Origin of the sequence: Psychrobacter sp. H7-1 (assembly GCF_904846585.1) — a bacterium.
Classification (GTDB): domain Bacteria; phylum Pseudomonadota; class Gammaproteobacteria; order Pseudomonadales; family Moraxellaceae; genus Psychrobacter; species Psychrobacter raelei.
This window is the reverse complement of record NZ_CAJHBH010000029.1, coordinates 1-17,804: the sequence shown is the minus strand read 5'-3', so window position 1 is coordinate 17,804 and position 17,804 is coordinate 1. Positions and strand designations below refer to the sequence as shown.

Genomic DNA, 17,804 nt, shown 5'->3' with positions numbered 1-17,804 from the left:
ACCCTCTATGAAATCTCCCCGGTCATGATGACTATTTAAAAGGGTTTTACACGATAAGGAAGCCGTAATGAAAGCAAAAAACTCAGAGACACAAACATTAACCAAAGCAGATATTATCGATCATTTGGTGGTTAAGTTTGGTTTTACCAGACAACAAGGCCGCATGCTGGTAGATTCATTTTTTGATGAAATCTATGATAATTTAGTAGGTGGAAAGGATGTTAAGCTATCAGGCTTTGGTAATTTTATTCTAAAAGATAAAAAAAGCCGGCCAGGACGCAATCCTAAGACGGGGGAGGAGGTAGAGATATCAGCTCGCCGTGTCGTCACTTTCAAAGCAGGTCAAAAATTACGCCGCCAAGTAGACGAAAGTCAGCTACAGGCATAAGCTTTATAAGCAGTTAGGTCAATTAGATGGTGTGTTGGAGGCTATATTTGTCTAGTAGCTTCCGCACTGCAAACAAAAAAAGAGAGCCATATGGCTCCCTTTTTTTTGTGCTATTACAAAGTAAAGTTACTAGGCAATAGACAGGTCTAAAGCTATATTACTGAATTACTGAGCAGTAGTAGTTTCTTCAGTAGTAGTAGTCTCAGTAGTAGTAGTAGCAGTGTCTGCAGCAGCAGTATCAGCGGCAGCAGCAGCTTCAGCGTTAGCGTCAGTACCAGCAGCTTCTAAGTTGTTAGCTTCTTCAGTAGCTTCTGCATCACCAGCGGCAGCAGCAGCTTCTGCATCAGCAGCAGCGGCTTGAGTGTCAGCTACAGCAGCGTCTGCAGCAGCAGTTTCTTCGCCTTCAGCAGCGGCTTGATCAAGCTCAGCAGATGCGTCTTGTAGCTCTTCTTGAGCGTCGTTTACATCTTCAACAGCGTTTTCTTTGTTGCTGTCACAAGCTGCTAGGCCCATAGTAGCTGCCATTAAACCTGAAAGTGCAAGTAGCTTAAGTTTCATAATTTTCTCCAAGAAAGTGAAATATAACTGACAAAACGCATTATAAAAAGTTACGCAGCAATAGGAAGTATTGTTGTCATTAAACTTGATATAAATCAAATTTCGTAGAGTCAGAATTCGTTAGCGATTATACATCACTAATATTACAAGTGAAAGTAAATTTGGTTAAAGATTGTATTTAGATACAATTTTTAACGTAACATGCGACTTATAGTAATCGGACCATTGCCACTGTTGGCTAAACAAATATACAAAATAGCTATTTATAAAGTTTGCAGGTGCTCTAAACTCTAATCCTATATGGTTGCATATAATATAGGTTTGCTAGTAAAAAGCTATAAAATACTTTAGGTAAAAAGTGACTAATTGTAAATATAGACAGTTTTAGCAGCACAAGTTTTGATAATAGTGCCTAATATGTGCTAATTATACTTTTTCACTGAGCAAACTGCATCTATAATTTTATATAAAGCGTAATTATTTATCTCTAAATTCTCTCTGACGTTGTTAACACATAGCATTTGACGACTATATAAAACAATTTATCTAATATTCGAGGCGTATATCGATGAAATGGCGTGGTAGAAGTGGCAGCTCAAACGTACGTATGAGTGGCGGTAAGGCTGCAGGTGGTGGTATCTTTGGTATTATTATTGGTTTGGTATTGTGGCTGGTATTTGGGGTGAACCCCATGACCGCTTTTCAGACAGGCCAATCTATGACAGCAGGCAGTAGCAGCAGCACGCAGCCTCTCGATGATGAAGGCCGCGATGCACAATTCGTATCCGTGGTATTAAAGGACACTGAAGCGGTTTGGCAAGAGGTATTTCAAGAACTAGGTAGCCGCTATCAGGAGCCTACCTTGGTGCTGTTCAATGGTAGTGTTAATTCAGCTTGCGGTAGTGCCACCTCAGCGACCGGCCCATTTTATTGCCCAGGCGATCAGCAAGTGTACTTGGACACCTCATTTTTTGCAGAAATGCGTCACAATTTAGGTATTACCGGCGACCAACAAGGATCAGGTGATTCTGAAAACGCAGACAAAGCAGGTGACTTTGCTCAAGCCTATGTCATTGCGCATGAGGTCGGCCACCACGTTCAGACCCTGCTTGGTACCTCACAAAAGGTAAATGAAGCACGCCGCCAATTGAGTGAAGCACAAGGCAATCAGCTCTCAGTTCGCCAAGAGTTACAGGCTGACTGTTATGCTGGGGTGTGGGCCAACCGCAATCAACAGCGCGTTCAGTTTTTGGAAGAGGGTGATATCGATGAGGCACTACAAGCGGCCAGTCAAATTGGCGATGATCGCTTAGCACAAGCCAGTGGCCGTGCTGTTATGCCTGATAACTTCACCCATGGTACCAGCCAGCAGCGCGTTAACTGGTTTACTCGTGGCTTTCAAAGTGGCGATATCCGTAATTGTGATACCTTCTCAGGAGCGATTTAGTTTTTGGCATTTACTTTTTGGCATAGTCTGGATATATAGTCTGGATATATAGTCTGGATATAGTCTCGATGTTATCTTATCCTTATCCTCTACAGTCGGTTGTTTTACGGCGATAGATGACAAAGAAGCCTGCAATTGCAGGCTTCTTTTTTATCGGCTGAGTTTAATCTAATATGGCTTTAGATTAGTTAGTGTGGTCGATAACGTAACCGGTACCACCACCTAATACAGCACCTACCGCAGCACCTTTAGCGATATCTTTGCTGTCGCCTTTACTTTTAATAAGAGCACCAGCAACCGCGCCTGCTGTGGCACCTTTGGCAGTATTGCTCATATTGTTGTAGTTGTAGCCACCTGTTGAGTTACAGCCTGCCATCAGTAGAGCAGAGCTGGTCATTGTAGCGAGAGCTAAAGTTTTGGCAAGTTTCATAATATATTCCTTGGAGTTAAAGCTTATCAATCCTAAGCGTGAAGTGACCTTAAGCGTGAAGTGATCTTAAGTAAATAAGTAAATTAGAAAGCTTTAAAAAAGCACTAATAGACTAAAATGAGTCAGGCCTGATTTATAGTTCATGTTATTTATAATTCATATTACCTTAGTACTGCATAAAAACTGTATCAAAATAGCTAACCTATACCTTCAATACGTAATTGTTGTTACACCTATGTATCGATTTTGCCAACCTATCAAGCTTTTTTGGTTGGCTATATAAATAAAGGCCACTGAATCAGTGGCCTTTATTTTAAATAGCTTATCTTGAGCTTATTAGTTTTGTGATTTGCGCTTCATTTGATCGAAAAAGTCGTCATTGGTCTTGGCTTCTTTTAAGCGATCTAATAAGAACTCAGTGGCTTGTACGCCATCCATAGGCTGTAGCAGTTTACGCAAAATCCAAACTTTACGCAGCGTATCTTCGTCAAGCAAGCGCTCCTCACGGCGGGTGCCTGATTTTTTGATATTAATGGCTGGGAATACTCGTTTTTCGGCTAAGTCACGCTCAAGGGTAATCTCTTGGTTACCAGTACCTTTGAATTCTTCAAAGATAACGCTGTCCATTTTACTGCCCGTATCAATCAGCGCAGTTGAAATGATGGTTAAGCTGCCCCCTTCCTCGATATTACGTGCCGCACCAAAGAAGCGCTTGGGCTGGGCTAGAGCGTTGGCATCCACACCACCAGTCAACACTTTACCTGATGAGGGCACCACAGTGTTATAGGCACGAGCCAATCGGGTAATTGAATCTAATAAAATCACCACATCTTGCTTATGTTCTACCAAGCGCTTGGCTTTTTCGATGACCATTTCAGCCACTTGAACGTGACGCTGTGGCGGTTCATCAAAGGTTGATGCAACCACTTCACCGCGCACAGTACGCTGCATTTCGGTCACTTCCTCTGGGCGCTCATCGATAAGTAGTACAATCAGATAGCATTCAGGGTTATTGCGGGTAATAGATTGAGCGATGGTTTGTAGTAGAACGGTTTTACCGGCTTTGGGCGGCGCCACGATAATGGAGCGCTGGCCTTTACCAATAGGGGCGATTAAGTCAATGACACGTCCGGTTAAGTCTTCGGTTGTACCATTGCCCATCTCAAGCTTTAATTGCTCGGTGGGGAATAGTGGGGTTAAGTTCTCGAAGATTAATTTGTGACGTGAGCGATCTGGGGTATCGAAGTTGATTTCACCCACTTTAAGTAAGGCAAAGTAACGTTCTGAATCTTTTGGTGGACGGATGGTGCCGGCAATAGAGTCGCCTGTTTTCAGGCTAAAGCGGCGGATTTGGCTTGGGCTTACATAGATGTCATCAGGTCCAGCCAAATAAGAGCCTTCTGAAGATCTTAGGAAGCCAAATCCATCAGGAAGCACTTCAAGTACCCCGTCGCCGTAAATGGCTTCACCATTTTTGGCGTGCTTTTTTAAAATAGCAAAGATGATGTCTTGTTTGCGGCTACGTGCCAAATTATCGAGCCCCATTTCTTTTGCTATATTTAGCAATTCAGCAACGGAGTTCTTTTTTAGTTCAGTCAGGTTCATAGAGGTTTCGTTCGATGGTTGTTGAGTCATAGTCAGCTGCCGGTACGCCTAAAAACTAAGCATATGCAATAAATGATAATGGTGTAGGCGACAAAAGGCCTGCGCTACACGTAGATAGAGTTGGTAAAAAACAAAAGTAGGAAAATGGTTGTGTCATTAGCATGAAGAATCTTACTTAATTCAATAAGATTTATAGTCCATTAGGTAAAGATAAGCGCACAGCTTATTAACTTCTTAAAATATAAAGTATGTATCAGGTACAGATGGGATATACGGTTATGCAAGACAGTGAGAAAAGATGTTTTGATTGTCAGTATGCTGCTTACTTTAGCCACGCATTAAGCTGTATATATTTAATACAGTCACTATTATAACGAAGTAAATTTGGCCTGTAGCCATTGGCATCATCAATAAAGGCTATCCACTGGCGTCTGGGTCGACAACTGCGCAAGATTGAATAGGATTGTGTTAATAAAAGATGATAAAGCAAAGATTGCGTGCAGATAAGTGTGAGCTTGTCATAGTTAAATCTATGTCGCACACCATTTCTAATGGGGGCTCGCAAATTGACAATAGGTATTCTCTAGGAGTTAAACTATACGGTGTTTACCCTTATCATGTCAATGTTTTTGTTGCAGTAAATCAGATTTTTGCGACGCTTAGCACAAAAAAAAGCGACCATAACAATAACAGTCGCTTTTTTATCGCTGCCTATATCAGGCAAGCCTATTTACTTTACAGCGGTTAATGGCCGCGTATAAGCGCTTATAGATGCTTGTCTAGTAAAGCGGCTAGATCTGACTTTGGCTGTAGACCCATAACTGTATCTACTTTTTCACCACCTTTAAATACCATTAAAGTTGGGATGCTACGGATGCCAAAGCGGCTGGCAGTTTCTGGGTTTTCATCGACATCAATCTTAACAATTTTAACTTTACCATTGTAGTCATCAGCAAGCTCTTCTAGTACAGGCGCGATGGCTTTACAAGGACCACACCACGCTGCCCAAAAATCTACCAGTACAGGCACATCAGACTGAGCAACATCTTGTTCGAAGTTTGAGTCGGTTGAATTAACGATTAAATCTGACATAATTTTTTCCTTTTATGGATGTTAAAATCTGAATAAAACAGTACAGACATCAGCGGCCAGCTATATTATTTACTGCGTTTATTGCCGGTTTTCACTGAAGGACTATCTTCAAAAATCGCCGTGTCTGAATCATAAGGTATATATTACCATTTATTGCACCAAATTTTGTCTTTGAGCCGTTAAGTATGGTTAATAATTGGTATCAGTTGGATTGATGGTATACTGCCATGCTCAGTTATTGGCCAAAAAATTGGCTAAAAAGCCACTGTGCTTATTTTTTTATTCTCAAATTTGTGATCTACTATGGCAATCTCGATAGAAACTGTAAACCAATTAAACCTTGAAGAAGCGGCCCGTGACACTCAGTTTTTCAAAGACTTTATGACCCAAGTTACTGTCTATGAAGATGAGGATTTATTGTTGGTGGATAAGCCTGCCGGTCTTTTAAGCATCGATGGCAAGGACTTAAAGGTCAGCTTACTTTCTCGCTTAGAGCGTGCCAATCCAGAAGTAAAACTCATTCATCGCTTGGATATGGACACCTCGGGGCTCATGATATTTGCCAAAAACAAACAGGCACAGACTCACATCAGTAAGCAGTTCATCGAGCGCATCCCGCAAAAGGAATACCAAGCGATTGTACAAGGCACGCTTGCCATACCTGGCAAAAAAGGCGAGATCAATATACCCGTACGTTATGAGCCAAGTATTAAGCCCAAGCACGTGGCCGACCCTGAGTGGAAAAAGCACGCGCTAACCCATTATGAGGTACTGCATCATGAGCTGCGCAAAGGCCGACCGGTAACCCGAGTGGCGCTACATCCTGTAACTGGTCGCAGCCATCAATTAAGGGTGCACATGGTGCATTTGGGCCATGTGATTATCGGTGATCCTATTTATGCCGACGGTGAAGCGCTTAGCTTGGCGCCAAGACTTAACCTACATGCCCATAAACTGCGCCTAAAACATCCCACTATGAACACTTGGATGGCCTGGGAGAGTGCAGTGCCATTTTAAAGCTTAACTACTGATACGCGTCCTTAGCTTTAAAAAATGTTACTTATGAAAACTGATGAAGTCTCAATTGAGGCTTTTAATATCTTGCGACAAGTAGTATTTTATATTAAGTAGATATAAGACACTGAACTACAAGGACCGTATCATGAGCATTATTCATTCAGCTTCTCATTTTAAATCGGCCCGTGACGCTGCCAAGCCCCTACATAGAGTAGAGGAGGTGCGTGCTGCGGCTGAAGATTTCCGCAAAACTATGCTGGCCAACCCAAAGGTTAAGTTTTATAAGACCTTTGAGTTGATCAGAATACCTTATCCCACCAAGTATGGCTATCTTAATGCCTACGCCTTGCCTACGCCCTATATGCACATCTGTAATAAGCTGTTTGTCATTCAGTTTGATAGCGAGGAGGGGATTAAGACCTTGCTGGTTAGTCCTTCTGATTGGGAAAATCAGCGTGATACACCTTACTTTTACCATATGCTAGAGGATATGGGGGTTTTATCTAAGCCAGTTGAAAAGATGATTGTTCGAGCCAGTGATACTGTGCTTAGCGCTATTGCCAAGCTGGGTTTGGCTCCTGAAGATGTAGACTATATTACCTATGACCACTTGCATACCCAGAATCTCACCCGCTGGCTGGGCGGTAATGGTCAAGCGGCCATCTTCCCCAATGCTAAGCTATTGGTGATGCGCGAAGAGTGGGAAAGTACCCAAGCTTTGCTGCCGTGGCAGAATCAGTGGTATTGCCCAGGCGGTATCGACGGCATTGACGACAGTCGGATTGAGATTCTCGATGGCGACGTATTTTTGGGAGATGGTTCGGTAGCATTGATGCATACTAAGGGTCACACCGAGGGCAACCACTCTATCGTGGCACACACCGATCAAGGCCTATTGGTCACCTCAGAAAATGGTGTGAGCATGGACGCCTATGCGCCGCAGCATTCTAATATTAAAGGCTTAGCAAAATATGCCGAACTTACTGATGCAGAAGTGGTGATGAATGGCAATACATTGGAATATGGTATCGATCAGTATTTGTCTATGATTCAAGAGAAAACGGTGGCGGGCCCTTATCCAAAAGATGAGCGCTTCTTTAATATGGCACTTTCATCTGAGTCTGCCGGCTATTATCTGTTCCCTGGTACCGCACCTACCGTACGTATGGGTGAGTTAGAATTTGGTACCTTTACACCAAAAACAACCAAAGCTAAAAAAGGGGGTGGCCTGTGGCGCAAACTTATATCGTAACTGGTGCTGCTTCAGGTATCGGCCGTGCTTTATGCGAGCGGCTGCTGACAGACAAAGGCAATCAAGTTTGTGCCTGTAATATCAACTATGAGGCCCTAACGCAGATTTATGCCAATCATAAATTGGCAGATGCCGGTGGTTCGCTAATCTTGCAGCAGTTAGATGTGCGCGATGTGCAGCAGTGGCAAGAGGTCGTTAACACGGTGATAGCTCAGTGGCAGCGCATTGATGTGATGTGTAATATAGCAGGGGTCTTAAAAGATAACTGGATTGCAGATATTGTTCTTCCTGATGACGTTGATTTGCACTTTGATATCAATGTCAAAGGCACCATCTTTGGGACCCAAAGTGTGGTAGATACCATGCGTAATCAAGGCAGTGGTCATATTATTAATGTGGCATCGTTGGCGGCGTTATCACCTGTACCAGGTTTGTCACTATACAGTGCCAGTAAGTATGCGGTGCGTGCTTACTCCCTAGCAGCTGGCATGGAACTTGAAAAATACGGCATCGCAGTGACTACCTTATGTCCAGATGCAGTACAAACACCGATGCTCGATCAGCAAAAAGATAAAGAGCAGGCAGCATTGACCTTCTCTGGCAGTCGTACGTTAACGGTGGATGAAGTGGTTGATGCCATTGTCGGACCGGTACTAAAAAAACGTCCTTTTGAAATGGTTCTACCGCCAAGCCGTGGTGTGGTGGCAAAAATTGCCAATATTTTTCCGCAGACCACAGCCAATTTTGTGGATAGCTTCCGTAAGCAAGGGGCTAAAAGACAGGACAAGAGTAAAAATTAAACCACCGCTAATCAACTTACTGCCATCCCTACCCATAAAAAAGCAGCCCTAATTTCTTAGGGCTGCTTTTTTTGGATAAACTTTATGAGTAAGCCGTTTATCAGGGCTCTTTGGACAGCAGTATTGGCCAGTTAATTATAGACCGAATACTTTTAGGCGGCTGTCAACAGGAGCGAATTGTTTTTCGCCTGCAGGCTGCTCGATACCACCGAATACTAATTGAGCAACAAGGTCCCACTCAGGGTCGATATTCCAAGTGCTGTCAACTTCTTCATCAATGATTGGGTTGTAGTGCTGTAAGCTTGCGCCAATGTTTTGGCTAGCTAGAGCAGTCCAAACTACGTACTGATGCATAGCGCTAGCATGCTCTGACCATACTGGGAAGCGGTCTGCGTATAGTGCGAAGTTTTCTTGTAAACCTTTAACAACAGTTTGATCTTCATAGAACAATACTGTACCAGCGCCCGCTTTGAAGCTGTCAATTTTTTGTTTGGTGCTTTCAAAAGCAGTATCGTCATTTACGATAGCGCGTAGCTTGTCTTCAGTGATTTGCCATAATTTTTTGTGGTCTTCACCAAATAGTACAACCAGACGGCTTGACTGAGAGTTAAAAGCTGATGGCGTGTGCAATACAGCGTGCTCAACCAACTTAACGATCTCTTCTTTAGATACTGGTAGTTGATCGTTGATAGCGTAGATAGAACGACGTGCTTCTGCTAGTGTTTGAAATGCTTGTAGATTTGACATAATAATACTCCAATTTATGAGTGGATGTTATTAAAAGTGAGATTAGCTCATTTAGTACAGGTCGTCATTTATTATTAAATACTACAAGAGGTAGGGCAAATAAAATCACTTACGGTTATAAGCAGCCACCAGTTGCTGAGTATCTAGGTCGAGTCAACGCCTGTGGAAACAACTGGAGCTAATTATAAAATAAATAAAAAAATTCGCCACTAGTTTTTTGTAATTTTATTTAAACAGTGCGACATATTATTTAAATAATTCTAAAGAGATTATTCTTTAAAACCTTCAGGTAAAGCAGGGGCTTCTAATCGTTTTAGATCAGAGTCTACGTTACCAAAACGTGGGTGATTATTATTCCAATCATTAATGGCCAGTTCAATATCTGCTTTGTTATCAGCAACGAAGTTCCACCACAGTAGCACTTTTTGATTCAATGGCTCACCGCCTAACAACATAAAGCGAGCGCCTTTTTTACCTGAAACTTTAATGGTTGTTGTCTCAGAGATGTCATCAAAACGGATTAATTCGTTTTGTTTGTACTGCTGGCCTTGATACTCGATACCATCTACAACCATTAAAATACCGTATTCAAAACCAGGCTCTAAGGTCAGCTCAACGTCATCGTCTTGAGTCATGTGCACATCTAGACCAATAAGTTTGGTGTACTGAATGGTCGGTGCTTCGTAGCTGTCACCTTGTGGCGTGGTGTAGCTACCGGTGGTTAGTACAAAGTCAGCAGTATCAGTAGACCAGCTTGGTAGCTCTGGGTAGTGATGGAAGTTACGTTCAATTTTTTGATCAAGCGGTAGCGCAATCCACAGCTGAACCATGTTCATACCACGCCAAGCATCAGCAGAGCCGCCCGTTTCTGGGAATACGCTTTGCTCAGTGTGACTGATACCTTGATCGTTACCAGTACCCGCCGTCATCACGTTGACTTGGTTTTTGGTAATCAATTGTTCATTGCCGATGCTGTCTTTGTGTAGGACTTCACCTTCAATCATCCAGCTGAAAGTTTGTAGGTTGATGTGTGGATGGCGACCCACTTGCATACCCTCTTCATCGTCACCAAATTCGGCAGGACCAGCATGATCCATGAAGCACCAAGCACCAATAGGACGCTTGCCTTTATTTGGTAATAAACGAGCAATGGGAATACCACCGACATCAGCGATACGGGGTTCAAGAATTTCAGTTTTCATAATAGACCTCGATTTGTCGTTATAAAAAAATTAGCAAAACTCAGCTAAAGGCTGCTCTAGCTTGGGGGATAATAAAGTAGTCACTTATTGTCGTTTCTTCAGTAGGCACGTGGGTAATTATTTGTTTAATTATTGTCGGTTAATGCACCATCTGCTGCTACGCTTATTTAGAAGTTCATTTATTTAGAAGCTCATTGGGACATCTATGACAAGAATTTGAGCATCCTCAATCACATCCATTGTGAAGTTTTTGGTATCGGTGATACCAAGCCCATCACGAGGCTCTAGGGTATTACCATTAATCACCACTTTGCCTGAGATAACAAACACATAAGCACCATTAAGAGTACTGCGTAAGCTATAAGTTGTGGTCACACCTTTGTCAAACTAACCGATACTAAACCAAGCGTTTTGATGGATCCATACCCCAGCATCTTCTGGATTAGGGGAGAGCACTTGGTTGAATTTATTGCGCTGGAGCAGTTCTACCAAGTTTACTTGTTGATAGCGTGGTGCCACATCCATCTTATTGGGCACTACCCAAATTTGCAAGAATTTGACTGGATTTTCGTCATCATCGTTCATCTCAGAATGGACCACGCCAGTACCGGCCGACATTACCTGAATTTCACCACTACGAATGGTGCCATAGTTGCCCATACTGTCACCATGACGAAGTCTGCCAGACAGCGGAATGCTAATGATTTCCATATTGGCATGGGAGTGATCGCCAAAGCCCATCCCTCCTTCAACATGGTCATCATTGATCACACGCAAGGCACCAAAGCCTACGCGCTTGGGATCATAGTAGTCAGCAAAGCTAAAGGTATGCTTACTTTTAAGCCAACCGTGGTGAGAGCCGCCACGACTTGTGGCTGGGTGATGGACGGTCTTCATACCTGCCCCTTATGTCAGTAATATGTTATTTAATTATTTTATAAGCACTGTTTAAGTTTTATTAAGCTATCTTAATAAAGTCCGATATAAATTTAATATGACTACATAATAGTATCTTTGAAAAATAATTCAAGTCAGGACAATTTATTTTTACCAAAATCAATCAAAGTTGCCTAGAATGGCGGCTTAATTAAGGGATAGTGGGTTAAATATATGACCCAATCCTGAAGATTTGGTTAAGCAAATGATACAGTTAATACACAGTATAACTAGACGCTTGCTTTGCTAGTGAGTATTATCACTAGTCAATGCTATTTGACGGGGCTGTTCATGTTGCTGTTGACATGAATCGGTTTTTGGTCGATTTTTGGCACAAGTTAAATTTAATAAAAAGAGAGAATCATTATGACGGACAATCAAAAACCAAGTTATGAAGTTATCGATAATAAAGAAGCCAAAAAATTTGAAATCCATGTAGATGGCTATGTGGCATTTGAAGATTATGATTTCTTTACGACAAGCGCTGGTGAGCCTGGTATTGCCTATTTGCATACAGAAGTGCCAAAAGAGCTCGGCGGCCGTGGCATTGCGGGATTTTTGGCCAAATATTTACTAGATTATGCCGCTGAAAATAAGCTGCGTGTAAAGCCTATTTGTCCCTTTATCAAAGCTTACATTGATAAGCACCCTCAATATCAAGACAACTCAGTATTTCATAACGCTACGCCATAGGTTAAGTTATCTGTCAATTGAGCCGATTTAAATGACCTGTAAAGCAAAGTGTGATCAGCCGAGCGAATGATTTAAATACGCCTCCTCAATGACGTTTTATATAAAGTGAGTGGCACAGCGCCGCTCATTTTTTTACTTTAAATTTTTTACTTTAAATGCTGGTGTTTTTTATTCTGGCACTTTTTAACTAACTGACTGTTAACTAACTGACTTACTTGCTGGCTGGCTGTCTATAAAAAACATCCCAAATAGCCACAGGCTAAATGGGATGTCGAAGATAAGGCTTACTAATGGCATTACTATAAGCTGCCACATAAGCTACCAGCGGTTTAGCAAATAAATGATGACCTAGTTAGCATAAACAAATATAGCAAAGCCGACCTTATCTTAGAAAACTGCTGCAATCTTAGGTGATCAATTATTACAGTAGATCTTTTGGATTGGCATTTTTAACCGCATTGTAGCTGTCTACCAAGGGGGCATACTCTGTACTGATCTCATAGAACAGATTTAGATAGCCTTCCATATCTTCACGCCAGTCACGACGTAATTCGTTCGACATAGCAAACCAAGTCAATAACTGAGCGCCTTCTTGCTGCATACGTAACCAAGCGGCGTTACGGCTCATATCATTAAAGGTGCCTGAAGCATCTGTAACTACGAACACCTCATAGCCTTCAGCCAGAGCAGATAATACTGGGAATGCCACACAAACTTCCGTTACGATACCGGCAATAATGATTTGTTTACGGCCAGTTTTCTTAACTGCTTTAACAAAGTCTGCATTATCCCAAGCGTTAATTTCACCAGGACGAGCAATGTAAGCTGCATCTTTAAACATCTCTTTTAACTCTGGCATCATTGGACCATTAGGACCTTGCTCAAAGCTGGTAGTCATTACCACTGGTAAATCAAAGTATTTAGCAATTTTGCCCATAGCCAACACGTTTTTTTTGAATTCATCAGCTGGCATGTCTCGGCATAGGGTCTGAAGGCCGGTTTGATGGTCTACAAATAAGACCACAGCGTCATCTACAGAAAGACGTTTATAAAGATTGTCATCAGTTTTAAGTTTTGGTTTTTTTGGCTTAAACATACTTTGATCCTTTTTTTAGTCGGTTTATAGTCGTAAAAGTGAGTCTAAATTAAGTTGTATTATTAATGCCTTGTTCTTATCCCTCAGCACATTAATAATATTGTCTTCATTAAGTTAATCGTAATGTTATTAGAACTAAGTAGTATCGATACAATTAAAGAATACCATTACCTTATAAAATCACTTTATTGACTTAGTATTGTTTGGTACTTCCTTTGTAATTATTGTATGTAACTTGAATTTGGAGTAACACAATCAAAAAGGATAACAATGAAAAATGAACTGAGTGCCAGATATCAGATAGATTGCATGGAAGATGATTATGATATAAATAAAAAGAACACCCGAAGGTGTTCTATGTGTTTGTTATTCGGGTATAGCATGCTGCTATCAAGACTTAGCTGACATGTTTTGTTGTACCAGATATTGCTCGTCACGAGATTTAAAGGCCAAATAAAACACAGGCAGGATAAATGGCGCAATCGACCAAAAACCAATCTTCATATAGAGCAAAGTACCAATTAATGCACCAAAGGCAAAGAAGAAAACAATAGCCGCACTGTGCTTTAAGCTTTCCATGTTGCAGCGATTACGGTTAAAGAAATAATCTGATAAATCGATACCCAACTGTGTGGTATTACCCGTCATCAGTAGTGTCGGACGTACTTTACCCATGACCGTCTTACCCGCTGTGTTACGAATAGCGAAGGCCATCAGACCTAAGAAACCAGTAATGGCTAAGTCAATAGCACCTGGATCTTCGAAAGGACCGAACATCAGTGCTGAAACCATAAATGCCGTTAAAAACAACACTTCTGCAAATAAAAGTTCGCTTAAAATAGGCTTATCAGCCGATCTTCTGGTGATATAGCGCTGAGTGAACATGACGGTAATAATAAATACCGGTAAGGCCCCAAGTTTAATCCAAAGATCATCGCCACCTTTGACCAGTCCACCACCAGCCATCACTAAGTTTCCTGTGACGTGGTTGGTAAAGAAGCCAAGTAAGGCGATAAAACCAATGGTATCAATTGCGCCGCCCACTAAGGTTAATAAGATTGCCGCCTCAAAGCGCTTCCAAAAACCACCGCCTGTTGACTTGGGTTTTTCAATCTTATTGCTTTCGTCTTTTCTATCGTCAATATTTTGATTACTCATATTATTCTTCTATAAATTGGACTAGTGCATCGGCGAATTTAGTTAAATACTGTTGAGTTTTTTCGTTACTGACTTTGCCATCTTCAATACTGTCAGAGGCATGACTCAAATAGACCTCAGGGGCAATCATCACTTTGGCTGACAACGCTTGCATCGATTTGCGCACATCAAGCCCACATTCTCTTCCACCATAAGTGCCTGGTGACGCGGTAACCACCGCTACTTTTTTACCACTCCAAGCGCTGTCGCCATGAGGACGTGAGGCAATATCTATCACGTTTTTTAGGGCAGCAGGTAAGGTGCGATTGTGCTCTGGCGTCACGATTAACACCGTATCCACTTCTTTGATTTTTTGACGCACCTGATCGTAGCTTTCGATGGTTTGTTTGTCATAATCTTGATTGTATAAAGGCAGTTGTGCAATCTCGATCTCTTCGACCTCTATATTTTCAGAAAGCTGAGATACGATATATTCAGCTACCATACGGTTGATAGAGTCTTTGCGCAAACTGCCAATGATTAGGCCAAGTTTTTTTGTGTTATCCATGATGAAATTCTCCCAATGTAACTCATCCACAATATAATCATTATTATTTTATAATCAATCAGATAGCCTATTGTCTGGCTGCCCATTTATGGCCATCTTTATAAAAATTAATTAAACAATGGGATGATAAATATATTTTTAGATAAAAAAATAAACCTGTTACTGGCTCAACTCAGTGAAGTATAAAAACTATACAAAATTCACGAATTTGGTCTGTATCAAGCTTATTACCGTGATTTAATTATGCTATATGCCTATGAGCTTTTGGGTTGTGTTTCAGTTAAAAGCTTAAACGTTTTGCATCCACTGCTAATAAATGATAATCCCTATTATTATTATGGTTTTTTATATTTGAGCAGGGGTTAAGTCATAAGCACTCTTGTGTGCTGCTTGATAGAGTAGGCATCAACTTAAGCTATTGCTTAGGTTTTTTAACAGGTTAATTACTCTAATAGTAAAGGGTGTATTGAACATCTATTCAATACACCCTCGATTAAAAACTTGGTTCAAAATAAGGATATTTTACGCTAAATAAAGCTGGCCTTATCGTACACTTTTTTGGGTGCGAGTACCGTCAATACCTTCGTCAAAAGAGAATGCACCTGGACCGTGTGAGAAGATCATTAAGAAACCACCAGCCATTGCAAAGTTTTTCAAGAAGTTGTTTTGTTGCTCAGGATCACTAAATGGGTGGAAGATTAACGCAGATAGAATGCTAAAGCCTGCCATTAATAGAGCAATCCAACGCGCCTTGAATCCAAATAGAATAGCAATACCGCCCAATACTTCTAAGATAATCACTAAAGGTAGCATAAAGCCTGGAACGCCCATGGCTTCCATGTAGCCTTGTGTGGCTGCATAACCGGTGATTTTACCGATACCTGAGTAGATGAAGATCGCAACTAATAAGAAGCGGCCAACTGGAGCACTGATGTTTTGTAGCTGGTTCATAAGTAATTCCTTAAAAAGAGAGAGTTTTGTGTAATGTTATTAAGTAATGGCAATATTTTAATTGTTGACTAAACTTATGTAAACCCTAATAATTGCAAATTATAGTTCTTTTATAAAGAACAATACAATTGAGCAGATTTTTTTTGATACTGACTTTGGAGTAAAGATGGGTCAATTAGAAGATATGGCATTATTCGTACGTATCGTGGAATCTGGCAGCATTACTAAAGCATCCGAGCAACTAGACATTGCTAAGTCCGCCGTAAGTCGCCGCTTAAAGGAGCTTGAGACCAGCTTAAATACACAGCTGATTAGCCGCACCACCCGTCGCTCTACGGTGACTGAGGCAGGACAGAAATACTACCAACAGGCATGTAGCATTCTTAGTGAAATTGAGGTGCTTAATGAACAAATCAGTGGTGTGGCTTCGCAGATAGAAGGCACCATGCGAATGACCGCTCCGTTGTCTTTTGGGCTGATGCATCTAAATGACATTATCCACAATTATGCACAGCAGCATCCGCAGCTAAACTTTGAGCTTGATTTCTCTGACCGGCACATTGATCTGGTAGAAGAGGGGTATGAAATGGCCATTCGTATCGGTGAGCTTAAAGACTCCTCTTATCAAGCCAAGCGGCTAACTGTGATTCGGCGTGTGCTGTGTGCCAGTCCTGATTATATAGCGCGAGCGGGCATGCCACAGACTATTGCAGATTTAAAGCAGCACGCATTTTTGCAATATGGGCTACAAAGTAAGCAAGGAGAAATAGACCTCATTGATGCTTCAGGACAGCATCATAAGATTGAGACTCAGTCTAGAATTAAGGCAAATAACGGTAATTTCTTACTAGACATGGCAATTAAAGGCTATGGTATTGCTTATATGCCCACCTTTATTGCCTATCAAAGCTTGGCAGAGGGTAAACTTATCCCCGTTATGGCAGACTTTGAGCTACCTACTTTAAATGCTTATGCGGTTTATCCTGAAAATAGGTTTTTATCCAAGCGCTGCCGATTGCTTATTGACTATATTATTGAAACAATTGGCGATGACCCTTATTGGGATAAATATATAACCTAAAAGCGTTAGCCAAACAAAAAGCCCCTCACAAAAAGTGAAGGGCTTTGTATGTCATTATATACCAGCATATCAGTAGCAGATAAGCGCAGTTAAGGCTTATTTGGCAACGCATCGCTTTCGGCCTTGATGTCATTTAAAATATCAATAATCTGTGCTGAGGTCAGATATCTTGGCACCGCATAAGTATCACTGACTTCTTTGGCAGCCGCTTTGGCCATCTTTTTGAAGTCAGCCGGATCAATACCTTTAACAGTGACATCGATGTTTAGAGAAGCAATTAAGGCTTTCACTTTAGCAATCAAATGGTCAGTCAGCTCGCTGTCTTCAGCATGGGTATCAGCTGCCCCTAGAATCCCTACTTTTTTGGCCAAGGCCGCCAATCTGTGCTGTGATACCTTTCGGTTAACCTCTAAGATATGCGGTAATACGATGGCGTTAGCACGGCCATGAGGAATACCATAGAACGCCCCTAATTGGTGAGCGATGGCGTGAACATATCCCAAGCCGGCCTTATTAAAAGCAATACCGCCGTAGTGCGCAGCCACACCCATCTCTTCTCGAGCCTTTAGATCCGAGCCATCTTTATAAGCTTGCGGCAGATACTGCATCACCGTTCTAGTGGCAGAGGCGGCATAGTAGTCAGTCTCACTGCTGGCATTGGCACTCATCCACGCCTCTAAAGCATAGGTATCTACACAAATTTACTAGCCGCATCAGCGAATTGACGTAGTTTGTCAGGGGAATAATGATTTACCAGTTCGTTAAAATTAAGCCACTGGAACAATCCTGCCATCACAGCAGGTG

18 protein-coding genes and 1 pseudogene are annotated in these 17,804 nt (G+C 41.7%); 7 read left to right on the top strand and 12 right to left on the bottom strand.

From position 1 onward, the window contains the following. The first annotated feature begins 67 nt into the window (after nt 1-67). Nucleotides 68-388: an integration host factor subunit alpha gene (locus JMX92_RS09265; RefSeq protein WP_011961526.1), complete on the top strand. Its 321-nt coding sequence runs from the start codon at nt 68-70 to the stop codon at nt 386-388. 165 nt (nt 389-553) lie between these two features. On the opposite strand, the gene JMX92_RS09260 is transcribed toward JMX92_RS09265, so the two are convergent. Further along, nucleotides 554-946: a hypothetical protein gene (locus tag JMX92_RS09260; protein ID WP_155587278.1), complete on the bottom strand. Its 393-nt coding sequence runs from the start codon at nt 944-946 to the stop codon at nt 554-556. A 568-nt stretch (nt 947-1,514) separates the two neighbouring features. On the opposite strand from JMX92_RS09260, the gene JMX92_RS09255 reads away from it, so the two are divergent. After that, complete coding sequence (locus JMX92_RS09255) at nt 1,515-2,393, top strand: neutral zinc metallopeptidase (RefSeq protein ID WP_011961524.1); 879 nt, start codon at nt 1,515-1,517, stop codon at nt 2,391-2,393. Nucleotides 2,394-2,577: 184 nt separating this feature from the next. On the opposite strand, the gene JMX92_RS09250 is transcribed toward JMX92_RS09255, so the two are convergent. The 3 genes from JMX92_RS09250 to trxA all read right to left on the bottom strand — a co-directional run bounded on the left by JMX92_RS09250 (nt 2,578) and on the right by trxA (nt 5,520). Continuing rightward, nucleotides 2,578-2,823, bottom strand: coding sequence for a YMGG-like glycine zipper-containing protein (locus JMX92_RS09250; protein WP_011961523.1), 246 nt, complete (start codon nt 2,821-2,823; stop codon nt 2,578-2,580). A 336-nt stretch (nt 2,824-3,159) separates the two neighbouring features. Continuing rightward, complete coding sequence (rho, locus tag JMX92_RS09245) at nt 3,160-4,428, bottom strand: transcription termination factor Rho (RefSeq protein ID WP_041773372.1); 1,269 nt, start codon at nt 4,426-4,428, stop codon at nt 3,160-3,162. Nucleotides 4,429-5,193: 765 nt separating this feature from the next. Continuing rightward, nucleotides 5,194-5,520: a thioredoxin gene (gene trxA / locus JMX92_RS09240; RefSeq protein WP_011961521.1), complete on the bottom strand. Its 327-nt coding sequence runs from the start codon at nt 5,518-5,520 to the stop codon at nt 5,194-5,196. A 303-nt stretch (nt 5,521-5,823) separates the two neighbouring features. Here trxA and JMX92_RS09235 point away from each other — a divergent pair, with 303 nt between their 5' ends. The 3 genes from JMX92_RS09235 (at nt 5,824) to JMX92_RS09225 (ending at nt 8,589) form a co-directional block, all read left to right on the top strand. Continuing rightward, on the top strand, nt 5,824-6,537 hold the full coding sequence (locus tag JMX92_RS09235; protein WP_201545315.1) for an RluA family pseudouridine synthase: 714 nt from the start codon (nt 5,824-5,826) through the stop codon (nt 6,535-6,537). A 145-nt stretch (nt 6,538-6,682) separates the two neighbouring features. Next, entirely contained in the window at nt 6,683-7,789 is a 1,107-nt protein-coding gene (locus JMX92_RS09230; protein ID WP_011961519.1) for a hypothetical protein, read from the top strand. After that, nucleotides 7,768-8,589, top strand: coding sequence for an SDR family oxidoreductase (locus JMX92_RS09225; protein ID WP_201545313.1), 822 nt, complete (start codon nt 7,768-7,770; stop codon nt 8,587-8,589). The genes JMX92_RS09230 and JMX92_RS09225 overlap by 22 nt, the downstream gene beginning before the upstream one ends. Nucleotides 8,590-8,724: 135 nt before the next feature. Here the strand turns inward: JMX92_RS09225 and JMX92_RS09220 are convergent, their stop codons facing one another. From JMX92_RS09220 to JMX92_RS09210, 3 genes and pseudogenes are all read right to left on the bottom strand, one after another. Beyond that, nucleotides 8,725-9,336 (bottom strand): nitroreductase family protein, encoded by a 612-nt coding sequence (locus JMX92_RS09220; protein WP_011961517.1) that lies wholly within the window; start codon nt 9,334-9,336, stop codon nt 8,725-8,727. A 269-nt stretch (nt 9,337-9,605) separates the two neighbouring features. Beyond that, a complete protein-coding gene (locus JMX92_RS09215; protein ID WP_011961516.1) occupies nt 9,606-10,538 on the bottom strand; it encodes a pirin family protein in 933 nt (310 codons plus the stop codon). 183 nt (nt 10,539-10,721) lie between these two features. Continuing rightward, nucleotides 10,722-11,435: pseudogene (locus JMX92_RS09210) on the bottom strand (pirin family protein). Nucleotides 11,436-11,840: 405 nt separating this feature from the next. Here JMX92_RS09210 and JMX92_RS09205 point away from each other — a divergent pair. Then, nucleotides 11,841-12,167: a GNAT family N-acetyltransferase gene (locus JMX92_RS09205; protein ID WP_011961514.1), complete on the top strand. Its 327-nt coding sequence runs from the start codon at nt 11,841-11,843 to the stop codon at nt 12,165-12,167. A gap of 421 nt (nt 12,168-12,588) precedes the next feature. Here the strand turns inward: JMX92_RS09205 and ycaC are convergent, their stop codons facing one another. The 4 genes from ycaC to JMX92_RS09185 form a co-directional block, all read right to left on the bottom strand. Beyond that, complete coding sequence (gene ycaC / locus JMX92_RS09200; RefSeq protein ID WP_011961513.1) at nt 12,589-13,263, bottom strand: isochorismate family cysteine hydrolase YcaC; 675 nt, start codon at nt 13,261-13,263, stop codon at nt 12,589-12,591. A gap of 390 nt (nt 13,264-13,653) precedes the next feature. After that, a complete protein-coding gene (locus tag JMX92_RS09195; RefSeq protein ID WP_155587280.1) occupies nt 13,654-14,421 on the bottom strand; it encodes a YoaK family protein in 768 nt (255 codons plus the stop codon). A 1-nt stretch (nt 14,422) separates the two neighbouring features. Further along, entirely contained in the window at nt 14,423-14,968 is a 546-nt protein-coding gene (locus JMX92_RS09190; protein WP_011961511.1) for an NADPH-dependent FMN reductase, read from the bottom strand. 543 nt (nt 14,969-15,511) lie between these two features. Continuing rightward, a complete protein-coding gene (locus JMX92_RS09185) occupies nt 15,512-15,919 on the bottom strand; it encodes a DoxX family protein (RefSeq protein ID WP_011961510.1) in 408 nt (135 codons plus the stop codon). Nucleotides 15,920-16,085: 166 nt separating this feature from the next. Between JMX92_RS09185 and JMX92_RS09180 the strand changes: the two genes are divergently transcribed. Then, the gene (locus JMX92_RS09180; RefSeq protein WP_011961509.1) at nt 16,086-17,000 is read left to right on the top strand and encodes a LysR family transcriptional regulator; all 915 of its coding nucleotides are present in this window, start codon (nt 16,086-16,088) and stop codon (nt 16,998-17,000) included. A gap of 89 nt (nt 17,001-17,089) precedes the next feature. Here the strand turns inward: JMX92_RS09180 and JMX92_RS09175 are convergent, their stop codons facing one another. Then, on the bottom strand, nt 17,090-17,701 hold the full coding sequence (locus JMX92_RS09175; RefSeq protein WP_265089782.1) for an iron-containing alcohol dehydrogenase: 612 nt from the start codon (nt 17,699-17,701) through the stop codon (nt 17,090-17,092). Between the last annotated feature and the right edge of the window lie 103 nt (nt 17,702-17,804).

What these genes read in the sequence shown, in the direction of transcription:
- JMX92_RS09260 (WP_155587278.1), bottom strand. Translation starts at nt 946, where the DNA reads ATGAAACTTAAGCTACTTGCACTTTCAGGTTTAATGGCAGCTACTATG.
- JMX92_RS09250 (WP_011961523.1), bottom strand. Translation starts at nt 2,823, where the DNA reads ATGAAACTTGCCAAAACTTTAGCTCTCGCTACAATGACCAGCTCTGCT.
- ycaC (WP_011961513.1), bottom strand. Translation starts at nt 13,263, where the DNA reads ATGTTTAAGCCAAAAAAACCAAAACTTAAAACTGATGACAATCTTTAT.
- trxA (WP_011961521.1), bottom strand. Translation starts at nt 5,520, where the DNA reads ATGTCAGATTTAATCGTTAATTCAACCGACTCAAACTTCGAACAAGAT.
- JMX92_RS09205 (WP_011961514.1), top strand. Translation starts at nt 11,841, where the DNA reads ATGACGGACAATCAAAAACCAAGTTATGAAGTTATCGATAATAAAGAA.
- JMX92_RS09185 (WP_011961510.1), bottom strand. Translation starts at nt 15,919, where the DNA reads ATGAACCAGCTACAAAACATCAGTGCTCCAGTTGGCCGCTTCTTATTA.
- JMX92_RS09180 (WP_011961509.1), top strand. Translation starts at nt 16,086, where the DNA reads ATGGGTCAATTAGAAGATATGGCATTATTCGTACGTATCGTGGAATCT.
- JMX92_RS09235 (WP_201545315.1), top strand. Translation starts at nt 5,824, where the DNA reads ATGGCAATCTCGATAGAAACTGTAAACCAATTAAACCTTGAAGAAGCG.
- JMX92_RS09220 (WP_011961517.1), bottom strand. Translation starts at nt 9,336, where the DNA reads ATGTCAAATCTACAAGCATTTCAAACACTAGCAGAAGCACGTCGTTCT.
- JMX92_RS09230 (WP_011961519.1), top strand. Translation starts at nt 6,683, where the DNA reads ATGAGCATTATTCATTCAGCTTCTCATTTTAAATCGGCCCGTGACGCT.
- JMX92_RS09255 (WP_011961524.1), top strand. Translation starts at nt 1,515, where the DNA reads ATGAAATGGCGTGGTAGAAGTGGCAGCTCAAACGTACGTATGAGTGGC.
- JMX92_RS09265 (WP_011961526.1), top strand. Translation starts at nt 68, where the DNA reads ATGAAAGCAAAAAACTCAGAGACACAAACATTAACCAAAGCAGATATT.
- JMX92_RS09190 (WP_011961511.1), bottom strand. Translation starts at nt 14,968, where the DNA reads ATGGATAACACAAAAAAACTTGGCCTAATCATTGGCAGTTTGCGCAAA.
- rho (WP_041773372.1), bottom strand. Translation starts at nt 4,428, where the DNA reads ATGAACCTGACTGAACTAAAAAAGAACTCCGTTGCTGAATTGCTAAAT.
- JMX92_RS09215 (WP_011961516.1), bottom strand. Translation starts at nt 10,538, where the DNA reads ATGAAAACTGAAATTCTTGAACCCCGTATCGCTGATGTCGGTGGTATT.
- JMX92_RS09195 (WP_155587280.1), bottom strand. Translation starts at nt 14,421, where the DNA reads ATGAGTAATCAAAATATTGACGATAGAAAAGACGAAAGCAATAAGATT.